We start from the raw sequence: 22776 nt of genomic DNA, 5'->3' as shown, positions 1-22776 counted from the left end.
TGCACTAACCTAAGGCGAAAAGTCAGGAATTCCAAGAGGCGGCAGGGCCTGCAGGGCCGCAAGCGTGGCATATGCCGCCAGCATCGCCCAGGCGAAGGAGGCGAGCGTGCCGATGATGACATATTCCGACAGCTTCGCCTCTTCCCGCACGGTGCCGAAGCGCAGGACGGATTTCGCGGCGATCAGGAAGCCGATGCCTTCGGGCAGGCCGCCGAGGATCATCAGGAAGATCAGCCCGCGCTCCAGCTGGCCGATGGCGCGGCCGCCATTGGGCAGCCCGTCGAGCCGGATCAGCGCCGTCCATGGCGCCATCAGGAGGCCGATGGCATGGCCGCCCGCGCGCACCGTCCAGATGGCGACTGCGGCAAGGGCGAAGAGCGCGGGAAGGGCCGGTTGTGCGGACCAGAGGCCACTGGCGAAAAGGCCGGGCAGGAAAGTGGCGGTGGCGATCAGGGTGGCGCCATGGGCCACCTGATCCAGCGCGAAGGAGGCGGCGTTCTGGCGGGGCAGGACCAGCTTGCCCGCATCGATCACCGCATGGGCAAAGGCAAGGGCAAGGAGCGCGGGGTGCAGGGTGCCGGTGGTGGCGCAGGCCGTGGCCAGCACGATGGCGATATGGGCGGCGAACCAGAGGGGTTTGCGTTTCCCGGCCACCATGCGGTCAGGCTGGAGGAGGAAATCGGCCGCGACATGGGCGAGGACGAGGGCGGCGAGGGTTTCAATCATCGGTGAGGCCTGCGCCGTTCCAGCCTTCCCAGACCTGCAGGGTCGGCAGCCATGCGGTGATCCCAGAGCCTGCAAGACGCGACGCCCAGGCCTGCCGCGAGAGGCCCATGCGGGCGGCCCATTCCTCTTGCGTCAACGCGTCCGGGTGGAGGACTTGCGCAACCACCGCGGCCTGCCCCCGGGTCCAGCCTGCGGCCTGCCATTCCGCGAGGGGAATGGCGGCGGCGATCCAGTCGGGCAGGCCGGGTGCTGCGGCGATCCCCCAGTGGCGCCCGCGCGGCAGCGCATCAAGCGCGCGGCCCGAACGGTGGAAGGCGGACCCGGTCGCTGCTGACAGATCGCCCGGGGTCACGCGGGTGGCGCGGCCGAAGCCGATGGCAAGCCGCGTGGCAAGGCCCGTATCGGCGGCGGTGAGCGCGGCGGCAAGCGACAGGGCGATGCGCAGGGCGCGGCCTGCGGGGTGGATCAGGACCTGCCAGCCATCGCCCCGGAAGCGGGTGAAGTGCAGATCCCCCCAAACCTCTGCCGCGCCTTGCAGCGCCATCACGGCGCGGTCGCGCCGATCATCGGGCAGGCGGGTGGAGGCGACAAGATCGCCTGTGATGACGGCATGGAGGGCGGCAGTGTCTGGCAAGCGGATTTCCTTGCATGGGTGACTTGCAAAGGAAAAAGCTTGCAGGGCAAAAATGCAAGGTAAATCTTTTGCCTTACATGAAGCCCAGTTCGAGCCGCGCCTCATCGGACATCATGTCCATGCCCCAGGGCGGATCGAAGGTCATCTTGACGTTGACCGATTTCACCCCGGCGAGCGGTTCCACCGCATCGGCCACCCAACCCGGCATCTCGCCCGCGACGGGGCAGCCGGGCGCGGTGAGCGTCATGGTGATATCGACATCGTTTTCAGACGAAATATCAATCGTATAGACAAGGCCGAGGTCGAAGATGTTGACCGGAATTTCGGGGTCGAAGACCGTACGGCACGCCTCGACGACATCATCGTACAGCGGATGGTCGGTGCTGGAAGGCGCGATGAGCGGGGCGCCTTCGATCTGTTCCACACTGGTCATGGCGGTTCCGGATGGGTTTGTTGAGCAATTATATAGGGAATCTGCGGGCCAAGGTCCAGTGCAGGAAGCGGGGTGCCCCAGGAGGGGGGCGCCCTTGCCGTTATGTCAGGTTCCGCCCTGCGGTGCCGCGCGATCAGAACGGGATTTCGTCATCCATGTCGCTGCGCCCGCCCGCCGGGGCGCCGCCGCCGCTGCGCCCGCCGCCCGAGTAGCCGCCACCGCCGCTGCTGGCGCCGCCGCCCTGATAATCATCATAGCCGCCATAATCGCCGCCGCCCGAGGCACCGCCGCCACTGCCGCCTTCGCCACGGCCACCGAGCAGGGTGAGGTTGCCGTTATAGGGGCGCAGCACGATTTCGGTGGTGTAGCGATCCTGACCGGACTGGTCCTGCCATTTGCGGGTTTCCAGCGCGCCTTCGATGTAAACGGTCGATCCCTTGCGCAGATACTGTTCGGCGATCTTTGCCAAAGCCTCGTTGAAGATGGCGACGGAGTGCCATTCGGTGCGTTCCTTGCGTTCGCCCGAGTTGCGGTCACGCCACGTTTCCGAGGTGGCGATGCGCAGGTTTACCACCTTGCCCCCGTTCTGGAAGCTGCGCACCTCAGGATCGCGGCCCAGATTGCCGATGATGATAACCTTGTTGACCGACCCTGCCATGGCGTTCTCTCCCGTTGAATGATCGCGTGGGGAGCCTAGCCCCCTGATGGTTAAAAAACGCTATAGACCCCCGGGCCGAAAGCCGCAATCGGGGGTGGGGGGCATCTGCACCTTTGGGATGAGATGGGCCGCGTGGGGGCCATCCCAGACCTGCGATGGATGGCGGCGCTGCGCTGCGGCGGGCAGATGGGGGGCATCCGGCGCGGCAGGGCTGCGTCGGGCCAAACCAGATGGAGCAGATGAAATGATCCGTACATTGACTGCCGCCGCGCTGTTCGCGGCTTCGCTCGCCGCGCCCGCCGCCTTTGCCGGGGAGGGCGAGGTGGATGCCGCCGCGCAGGCCACGCTGACCGCGCAGCTGCAGGCCGAGGGCTATGAGGTGCGCCAGTTCAAGGCCGAGGACGGGCTGATCGAGGTCTATGTCGTCAAGGATGGCGAGATGGAGGAGCTGTGGTTCGATGCCAGCCTGAAGCAGGTTGAGCATGAGGAAGGCGAAGAGGGCTGATCGCGCGGCCTATACATGCGGGGCGGCCGGTGATGCGGCCGCCCCTCTGATGCAGAAGGGAGCGGAAAGATGGCACGTGTCGTGAAGGTGTGGGATCCGCTGGTGCGGCTGTTCCACTGGTCCTTGGTGGCGGGGTTCGCGGCCAATATCTTTGTGACGGCGCATGGCAAGGCGGCGCATCGCTGGGTGGGTTATGCGGTGGCCGGGCTGATCGTGCTGCGGCTGATCTGGGGGATCGTGGGGACGCGGCACGCGCGTCTGGCCGGTTTCCTGCCGCGCCCCGAAGCGGTGGTCGGGCAGCTGACCGATATGGCGACGGGGCGGCGCCGGGTGCATGAGGGCCATTCGCCGCTGGGTGCGCTGATGATCGTGAACCTGATCCTGACGATGGCCGGGCTGGCGGCGTCTGGCTATGCCATGACCACGGTGACGTTCTTCGGCGTGGGCTGGGTGGAAGAGGTGCATGAGATGCTGGTGGTCTGGGCCGAGATTTCGGTGGTCGTGCATGTGCTGGCGGTGGTGGTGGAAAGCCGCAGGCTTGGGGTGAACCTTCCGAAATCCATGGTGACGGGCTACAAGACATTGCCGTGATTTGGGCCATGATCTGCGAAGGAAGGGTGTGCCGATGTCGGAGCAGGACGTTTTGACCCGTGCAACGGCAAGGTCCGGCGCGCGGGGGCCCCGGATGCTGATGGCGCTGATCGCGTTCCAGCTGCTGTGTTCGGCCTTCTTCGTGGTGGATATCGTCGAGGACTTTGCCGAGGGCGGCGTTACCCTCGCGCATATGCTGCCCGAACTCGGGGCGACGCTGGGCTTGTTCGTGGGGTTGGTCTTCGAGGTGCGGCTGCTGCTTGACCTGCTGCGTCGGCAGGCGGTGATGGAGCGGTCTCTGGGCGTGGCGGCGGGCGCGCTGGGCGCGCTGATGGAGGCCTATTTCCGCGAATGGGGGCTGACACCTTCCGAGGCGGATGTGGCGGCCTTTACGATCAAGGGCTGTTCGATCGCAGAGATCGCGGCGATGCGGGGATCGGCCGAGGGCACGGTGAAGACGCATCTGAACGCCATCTACCGCAAGGCGGGCGTGCAGGGGCGCGGGCAATTGGTGAGCGTGCTGATCGAGGATCTGCTGAACGCGCCCCTGCTTCCCGGCGAGAGCGCGACAGCGCGGCTGGGCATGGTGCCCCTGCCGGGGGCAGTGGCGGCGCCTGCCGCGCGGGACGGCGGGATCCGCGACGGATCGGCATGAAGGGTCTGGTCAAGCGGGGGCCTGATCCTATAGTCTCCGCCCGGTTGGTTTTCCGGGTGGGATGATGCGTCGGTTCGGTCTTGGCTCACTGGTCGCGGTCTGGGCGGCGCTGCCTTCGGGGGCGGTGCTGGCCGATGGTCTGACGCTGTCCGGATCGGGCATGTCGCGGACGGCAATCTTTGAGCGGCAAAAGGAACTGCTCGATGGCCGCCTCGCCAAACAGTATTCCGGCTCCGAACGGCTGAAGCCCAAGAGCGAGGATGACGAGGACGAGGGGCCGCTGCCGGCCTTCCGCGGCAACTACAAGGGGGAATTCCTTGAGGTGGCCAAGGCGGCAGCGCGGCGGCACAACATCCCCGAGGACCTTTTCCTGCGGCTGGTGCAGCAGGAGAGTGGGTGGAACGCGGGCGCGGTCAGCCCCAAGGGCGCGACCGGGCTGGCCCAGCTGATGCCCGATACGGCGCGGCTGCTGCGGGTCGATATCAACGACCCGGAAGAGAATCTTGACGGCGGTGCGCGCTATTTGCGGATGATGTATGACCGGTTCGGATCATGGCGGCTGGCGCTGGCGGCCTATAATGCTGGGCCGATGGCGGTGGAGACGCATGACGGCATCCCGCCCTATGCCGAGACCGAGAATTATGTGAAGGCGATCCTCGGCTAGGGTCGCCGCGCAGCGCTTTCGGGCGGGCGCGGGCAAGAACTTTCGAAAATTCTTGCAAAATTCTTCGAAGAATTTCGGCCCTGCGAATCGGATCTGAGGGCGATCTCTGACGCAAATATCGCATCGGGATTTGGCGCAAATTCCGGATTCATACCGGGTGGGATCCGTTTCCTGTGGGCAGGAAACGGCACCAAATCTGCGTCAGAATTCGCTTACTCCGCAGCGATCTTGATGACGGGTTCCATGCTGGCCAGCACGTCATCGGGCAGGTGGCATTTGATCTGATGCCCGCCCTCCAGCATCCGCACCGGTGGCACCTCGCTTTCGCACAGCCCGCCCGCGACGCGGGATTTCCAGCGGCAGCGCGTCTGGAACGGGCAGCCCGGGGGCGGGTTTACCGCCGAGGGGATATCGCCTTCGAGCACGATGCGCTGTTTCTGCACGCGGGTATCGGCGATCGGGACGGCAGAGAGGAGCGCCTCGGTATAGGGGTGGTAGGGCGGCTGGAAGACCTGCTCGGTGGTGCCCATCTCGACCACATGGCCCAGATACATGACCATCACCCGGTCTGACAGGTAGCGCACGATGGACAGGTCGTGGCTGATGAAGAGCAGCGTCGTCTTGTTCTTGCGCTGGATATCCATCAGCAGATCGGTGACCGCGGCCTGAACCGACACGTCCAGCGCCGAGACGGGCTCATCGGCCACCACCACCTTGGCCCCGCCCGCGAAGGCCCGCGCGATGCCCACGCGCTGTTTCTGGCCGCCCGAAAGCTGACGCGGCATCCGGTCGGCAAAGGCGCGGGGCAGTTTCACGAGGTCGAGGAGTTCCAGCATCCGCGCCTGGCGTTCCTCATCCGAATTGCCGTATTGGAAGATCTCCAGCGCGCGGATGATCTGGCGGCCCACCGTCATGGAGGGGTTGAGCGTGTCGAAGGGGTTCTGGAACACCATCTGCAGCTTTGAGATCGTGCCCGTATCGCGCATCTGGATGGGCGTGTTCTGGACGTTTTCGTCAAACAGCATGATCTGGCCGGAGGTGGCGGTTTCCAGCCCCATCAGGACCTTGGCAAAGGTGGACTTGCCGCAGCCGGATTCGCCCACGATGGCGAGGGTTTCGCCTTCGCGCGCCTCGAAGGTGAGGGTCTCATTGGCTTTGACGACCTTGCCCACGCCACCGCCGAAGGCAGAGCCGGAGACGGAGTAGTATTTCTTCAGGTCATCGAGTTTCAGCACGACGCGGCCGACCTCGGTCTTTTCCGTCACCTTGGCGGCGGCGAGGGGGGCGTGCCAGTCGATCTCGGTCGAGCGGAGGCAGCGGGTTTCGTGCCGGTCATCCCCCGGCACCGGGACCATGGCCACATCCTGCGCGTTGCAGCGGCCTTCGATGAAGTAGTCGCAGCGCGGGCCGAAATTGCAGCCCTTCGGGCGTTCATGCGGCAGGGGGAAGTTGCCGGGGATGGCGACGAGGGGGCGCGCGTTCTTGTCGGCCCCGGGCAGCGGGATGGAGCGGAAGAGCGCCTGCGTGTAGGGGTGGCGCATCTTGTCGAAGACCTCTTCGACATTGCCGGTCTCCACCGCCTCGCCCGAATACATCACGCAGAGCCGGTCGCACACATCCAGCACGAGGCCGAGATTGTGGCTGATGAAGAGCATTGAGGTGCCGTATTTTTCGCCCAGATCCTTGACCAGATCGACGATGCCCGCCTCCACCGTCACATCAAGCGCGGTGGTGGGTTCGTCGAGGATCAGGAGTGCGGGTTTCGACATCAGCGCCATGGCGATGACGATGCGCTGCTGCTGGCCGCCGGACAGCTGATGCGGATAGGCGTTGATGATGCGGTCGGGATCGGGGAGGCGGACATCGGCCACGATCTGGCGGGCGAGTTTCCAGGCGTCCTGCTTGGACATGCCTTGGTGGATCATCGGCACCTCGGCCAGTTGCGCGCCGATCTTCATGGCCGGGTTCAGGCTGGCCATCGGTTCCTGATAGATCATGGCGATTTCGGAGCCGCGGATCTTGCGGAGTTCCTCATCGTCCATGTTCGTCAGGTCGCGCCCCTTGAACCGGATGGAGCCGCCGGTGATGCGGCCGTTCTTGCCCAAGTAGCGCATGACGGCCAGCGCCACGGTGGATTTGCCGCAGCCGGATTCGCCCACCAGACCCATCGCCTCGCCCGGCATCACGGTGCAGGAGAAATCCATCACGGCGGGAATTTCGCGCAGGCGGGTGAAGAAGGAGATCGAGAGGTTCTCGATTTCCAGGATGGGTTTGGACGGGTCCCAGGTGGTGTCGGACATTCTGGCCTCGCGCTTTTGGCTGGCTGCGGGACCGGGGGTTTCACACCCCCGGACCCCCGTGGGATAATTGCACAACGGGGAAGGAGGAGGGGCGGCTGGCGCGCTGTGTCATGCCGATCAGTCCTTCATGCTTTCTTCGCGCAGGCCGTCGGCCAGAAGGTTGAGGCCGAGGACGAGCGACATGAGGGCGAAGGCGGGGACCACTGCCGGGTGGGGGGCGATGGCGAGGAGGCGGCGGCCGTAGTTGATGGTCGAGCCCCAGTCGGGGGATTCGGGTGTGACGCCGAGGCCGAAGAAGCCGAGCGTGCCGAGCAGGATCGTGGTGTAGCCGATGCGAAGGCAGAAATCGACGATCAGGGGGCCGCGGGCGTTGGGCAGGATTTCCCAGAGCATGATGTACCACGGGCCTTCGCCGCGGGTCTGGCCGGCGGCGACATAGTCGCGGGTCTTGATGTCCATCACCATGCCGCGAACGATGCGGAAAACGCCAGGCGAGTTCACGAAGACGACCGAGACGAAGACGTTGAGCATGTTCGGGTCCATCGACCAGACGCCGAAGGGATCGGCGTTGAAGGCGAGGCCGGAATAGGCCCAGAGCCCGAAGAGGAGGGTGAGGCCCACATAGAGGTTGCGCTTGGCCGGTGTGGTGAAGAAGCGCGAGTTGAAGAGGATGACGAGGAAGATGACGGGGAAGATGAACAGGATCGCGGCCAGCACGATGGGAATGCCGGTCACGCGGATTTCGGGCGTGACCAGCAGGTAGAAGAGCAGGATCACCGGGAAGGCGAGGACGAGGTTCGACAGGAAGCTGATCGTGGTGTCGAGCTTGCCGCCCAGATAGCCCGCAGGCAGGCCCAGCGTGATGCCCACCATGAAGGCGATGACGGTGGCGGCGGGGGCGATTTTCAGCACCTCGCGTGCGCCCATGATCATGCGGCTGAAGACGTCGCGGGCGAGGTGGTCGCCGCCGAGGAGGTAATAGGGATAGGCGCCTTCTGCCGGGTCGGCGAGGGGGGCGCCGGGGGCGATGTTCTTCATCCCCGACAACTGGGCCAAGGGATCATGGGTGATAATCCAGTTGGCGAAGATCGCGGTGAAGACCCAGAACATCACAAGGCCAAAACCCGTCATCCCCACCGGGCTGTCGAAGATGCGGCCATAGAGGCCGAGGCGGCGCTTGAACTGCATCGAGAGCGCGAAGGTGGCGATGAGGGCCACCCAGACCGGCAGGAGCTGCGCGGCGATGCGCAGGAAGATCGAGCCCCAGGAAAGTGCGTCGTCCATTCTGGGCCTTCCTTACGCGAGACGGATGCGGGGGTTGAGGAAGACGTAGCCGATATCCGAGATCAGCTGCGTGACCAGCACGACGAAGACGGCGACGACCGAACAGGCGAGCAGGGTGTCGATGTCGTTGTTGCCTGCGGCCTGGACCAGCGTCCAGCCGAAGCCCTTGTAGTTGAAGAGGGTTTCCACGATCACCACGCCGTTCAGAAGCCACGGGAATTGCAGCATGATCACCGTGAAGGGCGCGATGAGCGCGTTGCGCAGCGCGTGGCGCATCACGACCTGACGGAAGCCCACGCCTTTCAGCCGGGCGGTGCGGATGTATTGCTGGGTCATCACCTCGGTCATGCTGGCGCGGGTCATGCGGGCGATGTAGCCGATGCCGTAAAGCGCGATGGTCATCACGGGCAGGAAGAAGTTCCAGAAGGTGATGTCATCCATGGCGGAGGTGGCGGTGCCGGGGAAGAGCGTCTTGCCCGAGATCCAGCCTGCATCGGCAAGGATGGGCGAGATGCCGGCGGTGGCGGAGGCCAGAAGGGCGATGAGGATCACGCCGGAGACATATTCGGGCGTGGCGGTGGTGGTGATGGCGAAGGTGGAGAGCACGCGGTCGGTGCGGCTGCCCTCGCGCATACCGGACAGCACGCCAAGGAGGAGAGACGAGGGCACCATCACGATCATCACCCAGAGCATCAGCCAGCCGGTGGCACCCAGCGAGCGGGCCAGCACCTCGGTCACCGGCTGCTTGAAGACGGTGGAAAAGCCCCAATTTCCCTGAAGGAGGCCACAGAAGGTGGGCGCTGCGGCCGGATCGGTGCCTTCGGCGATGCAGCGGCCGCGGGTGGTGCCGTCCTCGTCCGTCAGGGTCCAGCCGGGCATCACGCCCAGCCATTCGCCATAGCGGACGAAGACCGATCCGCCATAGCCGTTGCGTTCGAGCCAGCTGGCGACGGCGTCATCATCCATGCGGACCGATGCCTCGGACTTGGCGAGTTTCTCGAGGTTCGGCGGCAGGTTCGTCATGTAGAAGACGATGAAGGTGAGCGCGATGGCGGTCAGGATCATGACGCCGATGCGTCGCAGCACGAACATGAGCATGGCTCATCCTTTCCCGGTCATGGGATCGCAGGCGATGGTCAGGATTGGCGGATGACGGCTGCACGCGCGGGGAAGGGCCTCCGCGCGTGCTGTGTCGTGGGCAGGGCGATCAAGCCGCCGCGATCGACCACTTGTAGTGGTGGTGTTCGAAGGTGGCGTGCATGTCGGCGCCCTTCACCTTGGGGTCGAAGTGGCGGTAGATCGAGCGCCAGTAGGGCTGCACCATGACGCCCTGTTCCTGCATGATCTCTTCCAGACGCTTCATCACTTCCGAACGTGCCTTGGCGTCGGAAATCGACATCGCCTTGGCCAGTTCGGCATCGAATTCGGCATTCGAGAAGGCCGCCTCGTTCCACGCTTCGCCCGAGCGGTAGGCCAGCGCCAGGATCTGGACGCCGAGCGGACGCATGTTCCATTCGGTGGCCGAGAAGGGGTATTTCAGCCAGTCGTTCCAGAAGGTCGAGCCCGGCAGAACGGTGCGCTTGATGTTGAGCCCCGCGTCGCGGATCTGCGCGGCGATGGCGTCGCAGGTCGCAGCCTGCCAGCTGTCATCGAGCGAGATCAGTTCAAACTCGAAATCACCCCTGCCCGCATCGACGACCATCTGCTTGCCGGCGGCCGGATCGGCCGTCAGTGGGGGCAGGGCATAGTATTCGGGATGGATCGGGCAGACATGGTGGTTTTCCGCCACGCTGCCGAGGTTCGAATAGCCCAGTTCGAGGACGACGTTGTTGTCCACGCATTTGATCAGGCCGTTGCGGACGTTGACGTCCTTGTATTCTTCGGCCAGCTGGTTGAAGCGGACGGCCAGCGTCGCGGCGGTCACGGCTTCGGACTTGGTCCAGCCCAGTGCATCGAATTGTTCGATGAATTCGCCCGTGGACTGATAGGTGGCGTCAATCTCACCCGCGGCGGCGGCGTTCACCTCGGCCGAAGGATCGGTGCCGAGGTCGGTATATTCGATCCGGTCGAGATACGGGCCGCCATAGACGGCGGTGCCCCACCAGGTGTGGTTGGTGTTCTTGACCAGATGCGCGCGCACGCCCACCTCGACCGTTTCGGGCAAATAGGGGCCGGTGCCCGGGGTCTGCGTCGGATCGCCGTTTTCATAGGTCTTGTGGACGACGGCGGCGGGATAGTCGGCAAGGCCTGCGATCAGGCTGACATCCGGCGCGCTGAGGGTGAGCTTCACCGTCAGCGGATCGACCACGGTGACCGCGCCTTCGCGCAGGGTCTTGGCTTCGGCATCGACAAGGTTGGTGATGCGGCCCGGCATCGAGTTGCCCTCGACGCTGCCATCGCCCCAGCGGGTGAAGTTGTGCAGCACGTCATCGGCGGTGAAATCCTCGCCGTTGTTCCATTTCACGCCCGGGCGGACCTTGAGCGTGTATTCGGTCGCGTCGGCATTGGCCTCCCACGATTCCAGCAGCATCCCGCGGATGGAGCCGTCATTGTTGTATTCGACAAGGTATTCCAGCCAGCCGCGGGTGACGTTGGCGATCTGCGACCAGTCGGCGGTGCGCGGGTCTTTCAACGCCTTGATCTCCATCGACATGCGCAGCGTGCCGCCCATCGCGGGGGTGTCCTGCGCCATGGCGGGGGCGTCGGCGCCGATCAGGGCGTAGGCGGCCGCGGCAGAGACGCCGAGCGCGGTGGTGCGGGCGAGGAATTCGCGGCGCGACAGCAGGCCCTGACGGACCTCTTCGGCATACATTCTGGCCGCCGGATGCAGAACGGCGGTGTCGAGCGTGTCTTTCATTTCGGTCTCCCTGAATTGGCAGTCGTGTTGTTTTTGTTATGGCGGTTTCGCGTTCCGGTTGATCGGGGCCGTCCTGTCATTTTCAGGACGGGGAAGCCCCCGAAAAAGCCGTCACGCAGCATGCGTAAACACCATAGCGCATCTTTTTCGGCGTTCCGTCAACGCTTGGATTCGCCAGTTCGTTGCCTGATCGCGACATATCTCTGACGGTTCCAGACTTTGGGCGGGAGTGCAACCCTTAGACAGGCCAAAAACGCCCGCCGCCGGTGTCGGCGGGGGGCGCGGTGTCGGTGCCGCTGTCAGAGCGAACGGCGGAATTCGGTGGGGGATTTGCCGGTCAGGTGCTGGAAGGCGCGCGTGAAATAGGCGGCCGAGGTGAAGCCGAGGCTGGCACCGATTTCGCCCACGGGCATCCGGGTTTCGGCCAGAAGTCGGCGCGCCTCGAAGATGCGGCGGTCCTGCAGGATGGTGATGGCGGAACGCCCGCAGGCCTGACGGCAGCAGCGCGACAGGTGGGTGGGGGTCACGCCCAGCGCGGCGGCGAAATCGCCCACGCCCGCGCCGGTCCGGAAATCGCGTTCGATCAGGGCCGTGTAGCGGGCGACGAGGCGGCGCGCGGCATCGGGTTTGGTCTGTTCGGGTGCGGCCTTGGCGACCTGCCGTTCCAGCCAGACGCCCAGAAGGCCCATGTAATGGCGGGTGGCGCGTTCATGGGCGGGGCTGTCGGAATTCATCTCGCGCAGTATCATGTCGAAGATGACATTCGCCTCTTGCTGGGCGTGCACTTCGCGGATGCGCAGGATCTGCGGCGTGGCGGGCAGCGGGATGCCGCAATCCTTGCCGAAGAACATCGCATTGCCAAAGACCTGCGGGCCGACCTCGAAGCCGTGCATTACGCCTGCCGGGATGAAGATGGCGTTGTGCGCGGTGTAGCCGCGCGTGACGCCCGCCACGGTGATGCGGCCTTGCCCCTTGGTGAACCACAAAAGCAACGGTTCCGAGATGGCGCGCATCGCCTCCACCCGCCAGCGGCCACCTGCGGCCAGACGCGGAATCGCCAGCAGACGGGGTTCCCCGCCCGCCAAGCCCGACCCGGCCGCTGAGTGGTTTTCGTCGTGCATACTTGGGCTTTCGTCGCGTTCTTCAGAAATCATTGCCATCCTATCGCAACGAACCCAAGCAAAAAAATGGCAAAGGCGTGGAGTTATCCACAAGGCGAAAGAAGTCTGTTGATAACCTCGGGTTGTTGCAGTTCTGCCGCGCGCATCCGACGGGGGCGCGGGGCGCGCGGGCGCGCGCGGCGACGGATCAGGGCAGCGTGATGCCGCGCCAGCCGCCCATGCGCGAGCGGAACCATGTGCGCTGGCGTTTGGCATATTGGCGGGAGGCGGTCTTTGCCGCGGCGATGGCATCAGGCAGGGACAGATCGCCCCGCAGATGGGCGATGAGTTCGGGCGCGCCGATGGCGCGGGCCGAGGGCAGGGTGGGCGTCCAGCCGGGAAGGGCGGCGCGCGCCTCGTCCAGCGCGCCTTGGGCGATCATCTGGTCGAAACGGCGGTCGATGCGGGTGTTGAGCCAGTCCACATCGGGGCGAAGGACCAGGGCCTCGGCCTGCGACAGGGGCAGGAGCGGGGGGGCGGTTTCCTCCTGCCAGGCGGCAAGGCCGCGCCCGGTGGCGGCCTGCACCTCCCACGCGCGCTGGATGCGGGCAGGGTTGAGGCGGTCGATCCGGGCGGCGGTAGTGGGGTCCAGTTCGGCCAGCAGGGCGGCGGCGCCCTGGGTGGCGATGCGGTGGTCGGCTTCGGCGCGGATGGCGGGGGGCGTGGGCGGGATATCGGCCAGACCTTCGGTCAGGGCCGAAAGGTAAAGGCCGGTGCCGCCCACGATGACAACGGGGCGCGCAAGGAGGGGCGCCACTTCGCGCAGCCAGTGGCCGACGGAATAGGTCGCCTGCGCTGGAACATGGCCATAAAGGGCGTGGGGAAGCGCGGCCTCGTCCTGCGGGCTGGGCCGCGCGGTCAGAAGGCGCCAGCGGTCATAGACCTGCAGTGCATCGGCGTTCACGATCATCCGCCCGTCGCGGGCGGCGATGTCCATGGCAAGCTGCGATTTGCCGCTGGCGGTGGGGCCGGCGATCAGGACGGGCGCCTCGCGCGAGAGGGTGGAGATGTCGAAGCGCAAGGCGGGGCGGGTCCTTTCGGTTTCAGCTTGGCCGCGCGGCACGCCGTCCGCGCAGGGGAGGGGTCCGGGGAGGGCGGGGCGCCCTCCCCGGCGGGGGGGCTGTCGATCCCGGTTGAACCTGCTGCGCTTTTCATACATTTTGCGCCGCAGTCCAACTGATATAGCATTAAGCGGGGTCCTCCATGTCCAAACCGGGTCTTGACGCTGCGGTCACCTACAGCCGCGTGATGCTCAAGATCTCGGGCGAGGCGCTGATGGGGGATCAGGGGTTCGGCCTGCATCCGCCAACGGTGCAGCGGATCGCGCGCGAGGTGAAATCGGTGCATGATCTGGGCGTCGAGATCTGCATGGTGATCGGGGGCGGCAACATCTTTCGCGGGCTGGCAGGGTCGGCCCAGGGGATGGAGCGGACGACGGCCGATTACATGGGGATGCTGGCCACGGTGATGAACGCGCTGGCGATGCAATCGGCGCTGGAACAGGTGGGCGTGTTCACCCGGGTGATCAGCGCGATTCCGATGGATCAGGTCTGCGAGCCCTATATCCGCCGCCGCGCCGTGCGGCATCTGGAGAAGAAGCGCGTCTGCATCTTTGCGGCCGGAACGGGCAACCCCTATTTCACCACCGACACGGCGGCCACGCTGCGTGCCAACGAGATGGCCTGTCAGGCGATCTTCAAGGGCACCAAGGTGGACGGAGTCTATGACAAGGACCCCAAGAAGCACGCCGATGCCACGCGCTATGAGACCGTCACCTATGATGAATGTCTGGCCAAGCATCTGGGGGTGATGGATGCCTCGGCCATCGCGCTGGCGCGCGACAACAACCTGCCCATCATCGTCTTTTCGCTGGACGAGCCGGGCGGGTTCCGCGGCATCCTGAGCGGGCAGGGCACTTATACCCGCGTGCAGGGCTGACCCGGCACGGCAGGCCGGGCGGGCGCGTGGACCCGCAGTTCCGGCCATTCTACCTGTTCCGTTGCGGTAAGGCTCTGGTATAGAGCAACGAACGGCCCCGGTCCCAGAGGTGGGCGCGGGCTGGAGAAGGAAGGAAGACCCTATGTCGGCTGACGATCTCGACATCGATCTCGATGCGCTGCAGCGGCGCATGGATGGCGCCATGAATGCGCTGAAGACGGAATTCGCGTCGCTGCGCACGGGGCGGGCCTCGGCGCAGATGCTTGAGCCCATTCAGGTGGATGCCTATGGGCAGATGACGCCGATCAACCAGCTTGGCACGGTGAACGTGCCCGAGCCGCGCATGGTGGTGATCAATGTCTGGGACAAGGGCATGATCGCCAAGATCGAGAAGGCGATCCGCGAAAGCGGGCTGGGCATCAACCCGGTCACCGACGGGCCGCTGATCCGCCTGCCGATCCCGGAGTTGAACGAGCAGCGCCGCAAGGAGCTGACCAAGGTGGCGGCGCAATATGCCGAAAGCGCCAAGGTGGCGATCCGCAACGTGCGGCGCGACGGGATGGACCAGATCAAGAAGGCCAAGGCGGCGGGCATGTCTGAGGATGACCAGAAGATGTGGTCGGACGAGGTGCAGGACCTGACCGACAAGGCGATCGCCGCGGTCGACAAGCAGCTGGAACAGAAGCAGGCGGAAATCATGCAGGTCTGACATGGCGCGGACAGGGCGGGGTGCCCTGTCTGGCTGTGTGTGGGGGGAGCAGGGCTTGGGCACAGGCAACACCACCGATCCGAAGCGCCGGCCCCGCCCTGCGGAGCACGTCGCCATCATCATGGATGGGAACGGACGCTGGGCCACCTCGCGCGGATGGCCGCGTCTTGTGGGCCATCGGCGCGGGGCGGAACGGGTGCGCGAGATCGTGCGCGCCTGCCCGGATCTGGGCATCCGCTGGCTGACCATCTACGCGTTCTCGACCGAGAACTGGAAACGGTCCACCGAAGAGGTGCTGGGTCTGATGGCGATCTTTGCCCGCTATATCGAGCGCGAGGCGGATCGGCTGTCGGTGGAAGGCGTGCGGTTGCGCTTCATCGGGGATCGCACCCGGCTGGATCCGAAGCTGCAGAAGATGATGGCGGGGATCGAGGCGCGCACGGCGCATGGAGGGCGGCTGAACCTGACGGTGGCGATCAATTACGGCGGGCGGGATGAGATCGCCCGGACCATGCGCGCGATCGCGCGCGACGTGGCGGCGGGCCTGCTTGCGCCAGAAGCGGTGGACGAGGCGCTGATTTCGGCGCGGCTGGACACCGGCGATCTGCCCGATCCCGATCTGGTGATCCGCACCAGCGGCGAGACGCGGACATCGAATTTCCTGCCGTGGCAGGCGGCCTATGCGGAATACGAATTCACACCCACCTTGTGGCCGGATTTCAGTGCGCAGGACCTTGCGCTGATCATGGGTGCCTATGGCAATCGTGAACGCCGCTTTGGTGGCGTGGCGGGCGAATGACGGGGGGGGACGGCGACAGCGACCCCGGCCCGCAGCCGGGGCCGGATCTTGCAGCGGCGTCGGCGGATGCCGATCGGGCCGCCGCACCCGACGCCGCGCCGCAGGTCGAGACCGAGGATTACAAGCCGCCGGAGCCGACACTCGCCGCGGTGATCGGGCGGTGGGACGATCTGCGCCCGCGCGTGGTATCGGCCATCGTGATGATCGCCATCGGGGCGGCAGAGATCTGGCTGGGGGGCGGTTCCTTTGCCACGCTGATTGTGCTGCTGACATCGGGCATGATCTGGGAACTGGCGCAGATGACGGCGCCGCAGCAGAAGAACCGGCCGCTTGTCCTGTGGGGGGTGGCGGGCGGCGCTTTGGCGGCGGCCCTCGTCCTGCGGTCGGATCTGGCGGCGGCCTTCCTGATGGTGCCTGCGCTGGCGCTGGCGCTGACGCCGCGCCGCGACCGGCAGATCGCGGCGATCTATGCGGCGGCGATCATGGTGGCGGGCTACGGGCTGGTGGAGTTCCGCGAGGAATCGGGGACGATCGGCATCCTGTGGCTGGTGATCATCGTCATCACATCGGATGTGCTGGGCTATTTCGTGGGGCGTTATGTGGGGGGGCCGAAGTTCTGGCCCAAGGTCAGCCCCAAGAAAACATGGTCAGGCACCATCGCGGGTTGGATCGGGGCGGCGGTGGTGGGGCTTGGCTTCGTGCTGGCGGGCTTTGGCGGCTGGGTGCTGGTGATCCTGTCCCCGCTCATCGCCCTGGCGGGGCAGATGGGCGACATCGTGGAAAGCTGGCTGAAGCGGCGGGCGGGGGTGAAGGACAGTTCAAACCTGATCCCCGGGCATGGCGGCCTGCTGGACCGGTTCGATGCGCTGATCGGGGCGACCGTGCTGGTCATGACGCTGGGGCTGTTCTTCAAGGATCTTCCGATCGGCTGAGATGTCCATGCGTTCGATTTCCATCTTCGGGGCGACCGGCTCTATCGGGGAGAGCACCTTTGACCTGATCCAGCGGGCGGGGGGGCCTGCGGCCTATCGTACCGTGGCGGTGACAGGGGCGCGCAACGTGGCCCGCTTGGCCGAAATGGCGCGGGAACTGCGCGCCGAGGTGGCGGTGACGGCGGATGAGGCGCTGCTGCCCGATCTGCGCGCGGCGCTGGCGGGATCGGGCGTCGAGGCGGCGGCGGGCGCGGCGGCGCTTGCCGAGGCGGCGGATCGCCCTGCCGATTGGGTGATGAGCGGGATCGTGGGCGCGGCGGGGCTGGTGCCGGGGATGCGCGCGCTGCGCCACGGGCGGACCCTGGCGCTGGCCAACAAGGAAAGCCTTGTGACGGCGGGGCCCTTGCTGATGGCGACGGCGGCGGCGCATGGCGCGACGATCCTGCCGGTGGACAGCGAACATTCGGCGGTGTTTCAGGCCCTGACGGGCGAAGATGCCGGCGCGGTGGAGCGGGTGATCATCACGGCATCCGGCGGGCCGTTTCGCGACTGGCCGCTGGAGCGGCTGGCGCGCGCGACGGTGGCCGAGGCAAAGGCACATCCCAACTGGTCGATGGGCAACCGGATCAGCATCGACAGCGCGTCGATGTTCAACAAGGCGCTGGAATTGATCGAGACGCGGGAATTCTTCGGCTTTCCGCCCGAGATGATCGAGGTGCTGGTGCATCCCCAGAGCATCGTGCACGCGCTGGTGGGGTTCCGCGATGGCGGCGTGATGGCGCATCTGGGGCCGGCCGACATGCGGCACGCAATAGGCTTTGCGCTGCACTGGCCGGACCGTGGGCATATCCCGGTGGAACGGCTGGATCTGGCGCGGCTGGGCAGCCTGAGCTTTGAGGCGCCCGATGACCGGCGCTTTCCGGCGCTGCGGCTGGCGCGCGAGGTGATGGCACTGCGCGGGCTTGCGGGGGCGGCGTTCAACGCGGCCAAGGAGATCGCGCTGGATCACTTCATGGCGGGCGGGATCGGATTTCTGGACATGGCGGCGGTGGTCGAGGACACGCTGGAGCGGCTGTCGGCCGAGGTGGCGCTGACATCGCCGGTGGGAACGCTTGAAGACGTGCTGGCGATGGACCATCTGGCAAGGACGAGGGCGGGTGAACTGGCCCTGAAACGCAAAGAAGGTGGGCGCGCGTGGAACTGATCAACCTGATCCCGAGCTTTGGCGGGCTGGCCTATACGATCCTGGCCTTTGTGCTGGCGCTGTCGATCATCGTCTTTGTGCATGAATACGGCCATTACATCGTGGGGCGCTGGTCGGGCATCCATGCGGAGGTATTCTCGCTGGGCTTTGGGCCGGTGATCTGGTCGCGGGTGGACAGGCGGGGGACGCGCTGGCAATTGGCGGCGCTGCCCTTGGGTGGCTATGTGAAGTTCATGGGGGATTCCAACGCGGCCTCGGCAGGCCATGTGGAGGATCTGGGCGACCTGACCGCCGAACAGCGGCGGGCGACGATGCAGGGCGCGCCGCTTTGGGCGCGGACGGCGACGGTGGCGGCGGGGCCGGTGTTCAACTTTATCCTGTCGATTGCGGTTTTCGCGGGCATTTTCCTGTTGTCTGGCGTGGCGACGGATGCGCCGACGGTGGGGACGGTGAAGCCCGTGCCGGGCATCGCCACGGCGCTGGAGCCGGGGGACCGGATCATCGCGCTGGGGGGGCAGGAGACGCCGGATTTTCCGGCCTTCATGGCGGCGGCCGCCGCTTTGCCCACGGCGGCAGAGACGACCTACCGGGTAGAGCGGGGCGGCCAGACGCTTGAGGTGACCGACTCGCATCCGCTGCCGCCCCTGGTGGAGACGGTGCAGCCGGATTCGGCGGCGTCTGAGGCGGGCGTGCAGGCGGGCGACATCGTGACGGCGGTGGATGGCCAGCCGGTCACGACATTCGCGCAACTGCGCGAGGTGGTGGGGGCGTCGGATGGTGGGCCATTGCGGCTGACGCTGATGCGCGGGGGCGAGGAGATCACGCTGGATTTGCAGCCGCGCCGGGTGGATCTGCCCCTGCCCGAGGGCGGGTTCGAGACACGCTGGCTGATCGGATTGACGGGGGCGCTGTATTTCGATCCCGAAACGCGGGTTCCGGGTGTGCTGGAAAGCATCGGGCTTGGCGCGACGCAAAGCTGGGATATCGCCACCACCTCGCTTTCGGGGCTTTGGCACATGATCACGGGGGCGATTTCATCGTGCAACCTGCGCGGCCCCATCGGGATTGCCGAAACATCCGGCGCGGCGGCCAGCGCGGGGATCACGAATTTCATCTGGTTCATCGCCATGCTTTCGACGGCGGTGGGGATGATGAACCTGTTCCCGGTGCCGGTGCTGGATGGCGGGCATCTGGTGTTCTACGCCTATGAGGCGGTGGCGGGCAAACCGCCAAATGCCAAGGCGCTGCGGGTGCTGATGTCGATCGGGCTGGCGGCGATCCTGACGCTGATGGTCTTCGCGCTGAGCAACGATCTGTTCTGCCCCTGAAGGGGCGAAAGGCCCCGGTTGCAAGCGGCGTGCCGGTTGGGCTGCGTGGCGCCTTGCGTCCTGAAACTGCCGGGCGCGGGCCAAACTCGCGCCACATTCCGACCCTAGCTGTCACCCTGCAGACCGGGACGGAGATTGGATCATGCGGACGTTTAACAAGGGCTATCGTGGTCTTTCCCTGATCATGGTGCTGAATACGGACCGTATCTTTACGGTCGGCACGATGGTGGCCGGGCTGATGGCGGGGGCCTTCCTCGGCTCGACCCTGATCGGCTACTGAAATCTGTCAAAACGGCCTCAGCCTTTTGACAAGTCCTGCGCTTCCGAGTAGTCAGAGCACAAGACTTTGTTAAAGGCGGGGCCAGGGCAATGCGGGACACGACAGGGGCGTTCGAAGCGCAAGCGACCTTGAAGGCGCGTTCGCGCACGGGGGTTATGCGGCCCGCCCTTATGGCCCTTTTCCTTTCCAGCGCAGCGATTTCTGGCCCGTTCCTCACACCGGCGGCGGCGCAGAGCTACAGCTTTTCCAGCGTTCAGGTCGAAGGCAATCAGGCCATCGAGAGCGCGACGATCGTCGCCTATGCCGGAATCGGGCGGGGCGAGACGGTTTCGGCCGCGCGTCTGAATGATGCTTATCAGGCCATCGTGAACTCCGGCCTGTTCGAATCTGTCGAGCTGGTCCCGCAGGGCGGCACGCTGCTGATCCGGGTTGTGGAATACCCGATGATCAACATCGTGAACTTTGAGGGCAACCGCCGCCTCGACGACGAGGAACTGGCCGAGATCGCGAAGTCGAAGGGGCGGCTGGTCTATTCGCCGTCGCAGGCCGAAGAGGATGCCGCGAACATCGCCGATGCCTACCGGCAGCGGGGCCGGATCGCCGCGACGGTGGAGCCGCGCATCATCCGCCGCGACGGCAACCGCGTGGATCTGGTGTTCGAGATCACCGAAGGCCGCGTGGCCGAGATCGAGCGTCTGGCCTTTGTCGGCAACCGCGCCTTCAGCGACCGCCGCCTGCGGCAGGTGCTGGAGACGAAACAGGCAGGTCTGCTGCGCCAGATCATCCGCAGCGATACCTTCGTGGCGGAGCGGCTGGAACTCGACAAGCAGCTGTTGCGCGATTTCTATCTGGCGCGCGGCTATGCCGATGTGCAGGTTCTGGATGCGACGTCGGATGTGGCGCGCGAGCGTGATGCCTTTTTCGTGACGATCACCATCCGCGAAGGCCAGCAGTTCCGCATCGGCGATGTATCGACCGTGTCCGAGATCGAGGGGCTGGAGGCGGCCGAATTCGCCGCCGTACAGCGGATCCGTCCGGGCGAGGTGTGGTCGCCCGCGCTGATCGACAACAACATCGCGCGGATGGAAAATCTGGCGCTGCGCAAGGGGCTGAACTTTGTGCGCGTCGATCCGCGGATCACGCGGGACGAACGTGGCGGCGTGCTGGATGTGGAATTCGCCATCGTGCGCGGCGAGCGCATCTTTGTCGAACGCATCGACATCGAGGGCAACACCACGACGCTGGATCAGGTGGTGCGCCGCCAGTTCCGCACGGCGGAAGGCGACCCGCTGAACGCGCGCGAAATCCGCCAGTCGGCGGAAAGGATCCGGGCGCTGGGTTTCTTTTCGGATGCGCAGGTGAATGCCGAGCCGGGCAGCACCCCGGATCAGGTGGTGGTGAACGTGGATGTGGAAGAGCAGCCCACGGGTTCGCTCACCTTCGGGGCAAGCTATGGCGTGGCCAGCGGCATCGGGTTCAACATCAGCCTTAGCGAGCAGAACTTTCTTGGCCGCGGGCAGGCGGTGGGCCTGTCGCTGACATCGGGGACGGACGCATCGGAGGGCAGCTTCACGTTCCGCGAACCGGCCTTCCTTGGCCGGGATGTGGCGTTGAAGTTCGGCATCTCGTACCGCGAATCCGACAACGAGAATTCGGCCACTTTTGACACGCGGGTCGGGCGCATCTCGCCCGCGCTGGAATTCCCGGTGGGCGAACTGAGCCGGCTGGAGATCCGCTATACCTATCAGGACAGCAAGATCACCGGCCTTCCCGCGACGGCGTCCGACATCCTTCAGCTGGAACAGGCGCAGGGCGCGGTGACGACCAGCTCTGTCGGATATACCTACAGCTACGATTCCCGTATCAGCGGTCTGAACCCGCGGGGCGGGGTGTTGCTGCGCTTTGGCCAAGATTTCGCGGGGCTTGGCGGCGACAGCGAATATGTGATGACGAACGTGCTGGCCCTGGCCGAGACGCGCATCCGTCAGGAAGAGGTGACGCTGCGCGCCATCTTTGAAGGCGGGATGATCAACAGTCTGGGCGGGACCAACAGCCGTATCACCGAGCGCTTCTTCGGCAATGGAAAGATCCGCGGCTTTGAGCCGGGCGGGATCGGGCCGCGGGAATTGTCGGCCGACAACGAAGCCTTGGGCGGCAACATGTTCGCCGTGGCGCGGTTCGAGGCGGATTTCCCGCTGGGCCTGCCGGAAGAGTATGGGATCACGGGCGGCCTGTTCCTTGATGTCGGCTCCGTCTGGAGCCTTGATAACATCAATGGTGGTGTGGGTGGCGGTGTGGCGGTGGACGACTCGCTCAACCTGCGGTCTTCCGTCGGCTTCTCGGTGTTCTGGACAACGCCGGTCGGGCCACTGCGGTTGAACTTCTCGACCCCGCTGGTCAAAGAAGATTATGACCTCGAGCAGAACTTCGACCTGACGGTTTCGACCACGTTCTGATGCCGCGCGGGCGCTGGACAGGCCGGATCGCGGCGGGGCTGGTGGTGGTGCTGCTGGCCAGCGCCGCGCCAATCACTGCGCCCGTGGCCGCGCAGGAGGCCGCGCTTCCGCGCGCGCCGATCCTGATGATCGACCGCAACCGCCTTTTTGCAGAATCGGCCTTTGGCCGTGCCGCCGAGGCGCGGTTCGAGGCAGAGAGCAAGGCGCTGATCGCCGAAAACCTACGGCTGGAACAGGCGTTGGAGACGGAAGAGCGGGAATTGACCGATCAGCGTGCCACGCTGGAGCCTGAGGCGTTTCAGACGCTGGCGCAGGAGTTTGATGCCAAGACCGAGGCAATCCGCGCCGCGCAGGATACCAAATCGCGCGCGATCACCGCGCAACGCGAAGCTGATCGGCAGCGCTTCCTGCAGGCGGCGGTGCCCGTTCTGGGCGAATTGATGGGCGATGCCGGGGCAGTGGCCATTTTCGACAAGGAGATGGTGATTCTGTCGCTGCGCGGGGTGGATATCACGGATGAGGCGATCCAGAGGATCGACGCGGCGCTTGGTGATGGATCTTCCCTGCCTTCGGTTGAGGGCGACCCCGAACCGCCTGAGGCACCCGATGACGGCGCCGGGGTCACGCCAGCCCCGGGGATGGGCGGGGACGTGGCACCCTAGG

At 65.7% G+C, this 22776-nt stretch carries 23 protein-coding genes; 13 read left to right on the top strand and 10 right to left on the bottom strand.

The window, feature by feature from the left end; translation table 11 throughout:
* Positions 1–9 precede the first annotated feature (9 nt).
* The 4 genes from GU920_RS15155 to ssb all read right to left on the bottom strand — a co-directional run bounded on the left by GU920_RS15155 (position 10) and on the right by ssb (position 2451).
* Positions 10–726, bottom strand: coding sequence for a DUF3307 domain-containing protein (locus tag GU920_RS15155; RefSeq protein ID WP_161767906.1), 717 nt, complete (start codon positions 724–726; stop codon positions 10–12).
* Positions 719–1360: a hypothetical protein gene (locus GU920_RS15150; RefSeq protein WP_161767905.1), complete on the bottom strand. Its 642-nt coding sequence runs from the start codon at positions 1358–1360 to the stop codon at positions 719–721. The genes GU920_RS15155 and GU920_RS15150 overlap by 8 nt, the downstream gene beginning before the upstream one ends.
* Positions 1361–1433: 73 nt before the next feature.
* Positions 1434–1793 carry an SUF system Fe-S cluster assembly protein gene (locus GU920_RS15145; protein WP_161767904.1) on the bottom strand — a complete coding sequence of 120 codons (360 nt, stop codon included), beginning with the start codon at positions 1791–1793 and terminating at the stop codon, positions 1434–1436.
* Between the two features lie 133 nt (positions 1794–1926).
* Positions 1927–2451, bottom strand: a complete 525-nt coding sequence (gene ssb / locus GU920_RS15140; RefSeq protein WP_161767903.1) for a single-stranded DNA-binding protein — start codon at positions 2449–2451, stop codon at positions 1927–1929.
* Positions 2452–2695: 244 nt separating this feature from the next.
* Here ssb and GU920_RS15135 point away from each other — a divergent pair, with 244 nt between their 5' ends.
* The 4 genes from GU920_RS15135 (at position 2696) to GU920_RS15120 (ending at position 4866) form a co-directional block, all read left to right on the top strand.
* The gene (locus GU920_RS15135) at positions 2696–2956 is read left to right on the top strand and encodes a PepSY domain-containing protein (RefSeq protein ID WP_161767902.1); all 261 of its coding nucleotides are present in this window, start codon (positions 2696–2698) and stop codon (positions 2954–2956) included.
* 69 nt (positions 2957–3025) lie between these two features.
* On the top strand, positions 3026–3547 hold the full coding sequence (locus GU920_RS15130) for a cytochrome b/b6 domain-containing protein (RefSeq protein ID WP_161767901.1): 522 nt from the start codon (positions 3026–3028) through the stop codon (positions 3545–3547).
* Between the two features lie 94 nt (positions 3548–3641).
* Positions 3642–4202 (top strand): helix-turn-helix transcriptional regulator, encoded by a 561-nt coding sequence (locus tag GU920_RS15125; RefSeq protein WP_161767900.1) that lies wholly within the window; start codon positions 3642–3644, stop codon positions 4200–4202.
* A 61-nt stretch (positions 4203–4263) separates the two neighbouring features.
* Positions 4264–4866: a lytic transglycosylase domain-containing protein gene (locus tag GU920_RS15120; RefSeq protein WP_161767899.1), complete on the top strand. Its 603-nt coding sequence runs from the start codon at positions 4264–4266 to the stop codon at positions 4864–4866.
* A 212-nt stretch (positions 4867–5078) separates the two neighbouring features.
* Here GU920_RS15120 and GU920_RS15115 read toward each other — a convergent pair whose 3' ends face one another.
* From GU920_RS15115 to miaA, 6 genes are all read right to left on the bottom strand, one after another.
* A complete protein-coding gene (locus GU920_RS15115; protein ID WP_161767898.1) occupies positions 5079–7166 on the bottom strand; it encodes a dipeptide ABC transporter ATP-binding protein in 2088 nt (695 codons plus the stop codon).
* A 117-nt stretch (positions 7167–7283) separates the two neighbouring features.
* Entirely contained in the window at positions 7284–8450 is a 1167-nt protein-coding gene (locus tag GU920_RS15110) for an ABC transporter permease (protein WP_161767897.1), read from the bottom strand.
* 12 nt (positions 8451–8462) lie between these two features.
* The gene (locus GU920_RS15105) at positions 8463–9548 is read right to left on the bottom strand and encodes an ABC transporter permease (protein ID WP_161767896.1); all 1086 of its coding nucleotides are present in this window, start codon (positions 9546–9548) and stop codon (positions 8463–8465) included.
* 109 nt (positions 9549–9657) lie between these two features.
* Entirely contained in the window at positions 9658–11307 is a 1650-nt protein-coding gene (locus tag GU920_RS15100) for an ABC transporter substrate-binding protein (RefSeq protein ID WP_235933321.1), read from the bottom strand.
* A 299-nt stretch (positions 11308–11606) separates the two neighbouring features.
* Positions 11607–12428, bottom strand: coding sequence for a helix-turn-helix domain-containing protein (locus GU920_RS15095; protein ID WP_161768116.1), 822 nt, complete (start codon positions 12426–12428; stop codon positions 11607–11609).
* Positions 12429–12615: 187 nt separating this feature from the next.
* On the bottom strand, positions 12616–13626 hold the full coding sequence (miaA, locus tag GU920_RS15090) for a tRNA (adenosine(37)-N6)-dimethylallyltransferase MiaA (protein WP_161767895.1): 1011 nt from the start codon (positions 13624–13626) through the stop codon (positions 12616–12618).
* Between the two features lie 44 nt (positions 13627–13670).
* On the opposite strand from miaA, the gene pyrH reads away from it, so the two are divergent.
* From pyrH to GU920_RS15050, 9 genes are all read left to right on the top strand, one after another.
* On the top strand, positions 13671–14405 hold the full coding sequence (gene pyrH / locus GU920_RS15085) for a UMP kinase (RefSeq protein ID WP_161767894.1): 735 nt from the start codon (positions 13671–13673) through the stop codon (positions 14403–14405).
* Positions 14406–14547: 142 nt separating this feature from the next.
* The gene (frr, locus tag GU920_RS15080) at positions 14548–15114 is read left to right on the top strand and encodes a ribosome recycling factor (protein ID WP_161767893.1); all 567 of its coding nucleotides are present in this window, start codon (positions 14548–14550) and stop codon (positions 15112–15114) included.
* Positions 15115–15235: 121 nt separating this feature from the next.
* A complete protein-coding gene (uppS, locus tag GU920_RS15075; RefSeq protein ID WP_235933317.1) occupies positions 15236–15913 on the top strand; it encodes a polyprenyl diphosphate synthase in 678 nt (225 codons plus the stop codon).
* Positions 15910–16845, top strand: coding sequence for a phosphatidate cytidylyltransferase (locus GU920_RS15070; RefSeq protein WP_161767891.1), 936 nt, complete (start codon positions 15910–15912; stop codon positions 16843–16845). Before uppS ends, GU920_RS15070 begins: the two co-directional genes overlap by 4 nt.
* Before the next feature lie 7 nt (positions 16846–16852).
* Entirely contained in the window at positions 16853–18049 is a 1197-nt protein-coding gene (gene dxr / locus GU920_RS15065; RefSeq protein WP_161767890.1) for a 1-deoxy-D-xylulose-5-phosphate reductoisomerase, read from the top strand.
* Positions 18040–19377, top strand: a complete 1338-nt coding sequence (rseP, locus tag GU920_RS15060) for an RIP metalloprotease RseP (protein ID WP_161767889.1) — start codon at positions 18040–18042, stop codon at positions 19375–19377. The genes dxr and rseP overlap by 10 nt, the downstream gene beginning before the upstream one ends.
* Before the next feature lie 142 nt (positions 19378–19519).
* Positions 19520–19657: a hypothetical protein gene (locus tag GU920_RS19365; RefSeq protein WP_201744152.1), complete on the top strand. Its 138-nt coding sequence runs from the start codon at positions 19520–19522 to the stop codon at positions 19655–19657.
* A gap of 170 nt (positions 19658–19827) precedes the next feature.
* The gene (gene bamA, locus GU920_RS15055; protein ID WP_161768115.1) at positions 19828–22113 is read left to right on the top strand and encodes an outer membrane protein assembly factor BamA; all 2286 of its coding nucleotides are present in this window, start codon (positions 19828–19830) and stop codon (positions 22111–22113) included.
* Positions 22113–22775 (top strand): OmpH family outer membrane protein, encoded by a 663-nt coding sequence (locus tag GU920_RS15050; protein ID WP_161767888.1) that lies wholly within the window; start codon positions 22113–22115, stop codon positions 22773–22775. Before bamA ends, GU920_RS15050 begins: the two co-directional genes overlap by 1 nt.
* Position 22776: the final 1 nt, after the last annotated feature.

The sequence above is a fragment of the Paragemmobacter ruber genome, assembly GCF_009908315.1.
Taxonomy (GTDB): Bacteria; Pseudomonadota; Alphaproteobacteria; order Rhodobacterales; family Rhodobacteraceae; genus Paragemmobacter; species Paragemmobacter ruber.
Note: the sequence above shows the minus strand (reverse complement) of the source record. Positions and strands in the feature narration are given on the sequence as shown.

Coding starts and splice junctions, on each gene's coding strand:
- GU920_RS15125 (WP_161767900.1), top strand. CDS start 3,642: ATGCTGATGGCGCTGATCGCGTTCCAGCTGCTGTGTTCGGCCTTCTTC.
- ssb (WP_161767903.1), bottom strand. CDS start 2,451: ATGGCAGGGTCGGTCAACAAGGTTATCATCATCGGCAATCTGGGCCGC.
- miaA (WP_161767895.1), bottom strand. CDS start 13,626: ATGTATGAAAAGCGCAGCAGGTTCAACCGGGATCGACAGCCCCCCCGC.
- GU920_RS15120 (WP_161767899.1), top strand. CDS start 4,264: ATGATGCGTCGGTTCGGTCTTGGCTCACTGGTCGCGGTCTGGGCGGCG.
- dxr (WP_161767890.1), top strand. CDS start 16,853: ATGCGTTCGATTTCCATCTTCGGGGCGACCGGCTCTATCGGGGAGAGC.
- GU920_RS15110 (WP_161767897.1), bottom strand. CDS start 8,450: ATGGACGACGCACTTTCCTGGGGCTCGATCTTCCTGCGCATCGCCGCG.
- GU920_RS15135 (WP_161767902.1), top strand. CDS start 2,696: ATGATCCGTACATTGACTGCCGCCGCGCTGTTCGCGGCTTCGCTCGCC.
- GU920_RS15050 (WP_161767888.1), top strand. CDS start 22,113: ATGCCGCGCGGGCGCTGGACAGGCCGGATCGCGGCGGGGCTGGTGGTG.
- GU920_RS15095 (WP_161768116.1), bottom strand. CDS start 12,428: ATGCACGACGAAAACCACTCAGCGGCCGGGTCGGGCTTGGCGGGCGGG.
- GU920_RS15070 (WP_161767891.1), top strand. CDS start 15,910: ATGACGGGGGGGGACGGCGACAGCGACCCCGGCCCGCAGCCGGGGCCG.
- GU920_RS15155 (WP_161767906.1), bottom strand. CDS start 726: ATGATTGAAACCCTCGCCGCCCTCGTCCTCGCCCATGTCGCGGCCGAT.
- bamA (WP_161768115.1), top strand. CDS start 19,828: ATGGCCCTTTTCCTTTCCAGCGCAGCGATTTCTGGCCCGTTCCTCACA.
- GU920_RS15145 (WP_161767904.1), bottom strand. CDS start 1,793: ATGACCAGTGTGGAACAGATCGAAGGCGCCCCGCTCATCGCGCCTTCC.
- frr (WP_161767893.1), top strand. CDS start 14,548: ATGTCGGCTGACGATCTCGACATCGATCTCGATGCGCTGCAGCGGCGC.
- uppS (WP_235933317.1), top strand. CDS start 15,236: ATGGATGGGAACGGACGCTGGGCCACCTCGCGCGGATGGCCGCGTCTT.
- GU920_RS19365 (WP_201744152.1), top strand. CDS start 19,520: ATGCGGACGTTTAACAAGGGCTATCGTGGTCTTTCCCTGATCATGGTG.
- GU920_RS15130 (WP_161767901.1), top strand. CDS start 3,026: ATGGCACGTGTCGTGAAGGTGTGGGATCCGCTGGTGCGGCTGTTCCAC.
- GU920_RS15105 (WP_161767896.1), bottom strand. CDS start 9,548: ATGCTCATGTTCGTGCTGCGACGCATCGGCGTCATGATCCTGACCGCC.
- GU920_RS15100 (WP_235933321.1), bottom strand. CDS start 11,307: ATGAAAGACACGCTCGACACCGCCGTTCTGCATCCGGCGGCCAGAATG.
- GU920_RS15115 (WP_161767898.1), bottom strand. CDS start 7,166: ATGTCCGACACCACCTGGGACCCGTCCAAACCCATCCTGGAAATCGAG.
- pyrH (WP_161767894.1), top strand. CDS start 13,671: ATGTCCAAACCGGGTCTTGACGCTGCGGTCACCTACAGCCGCGTGATG.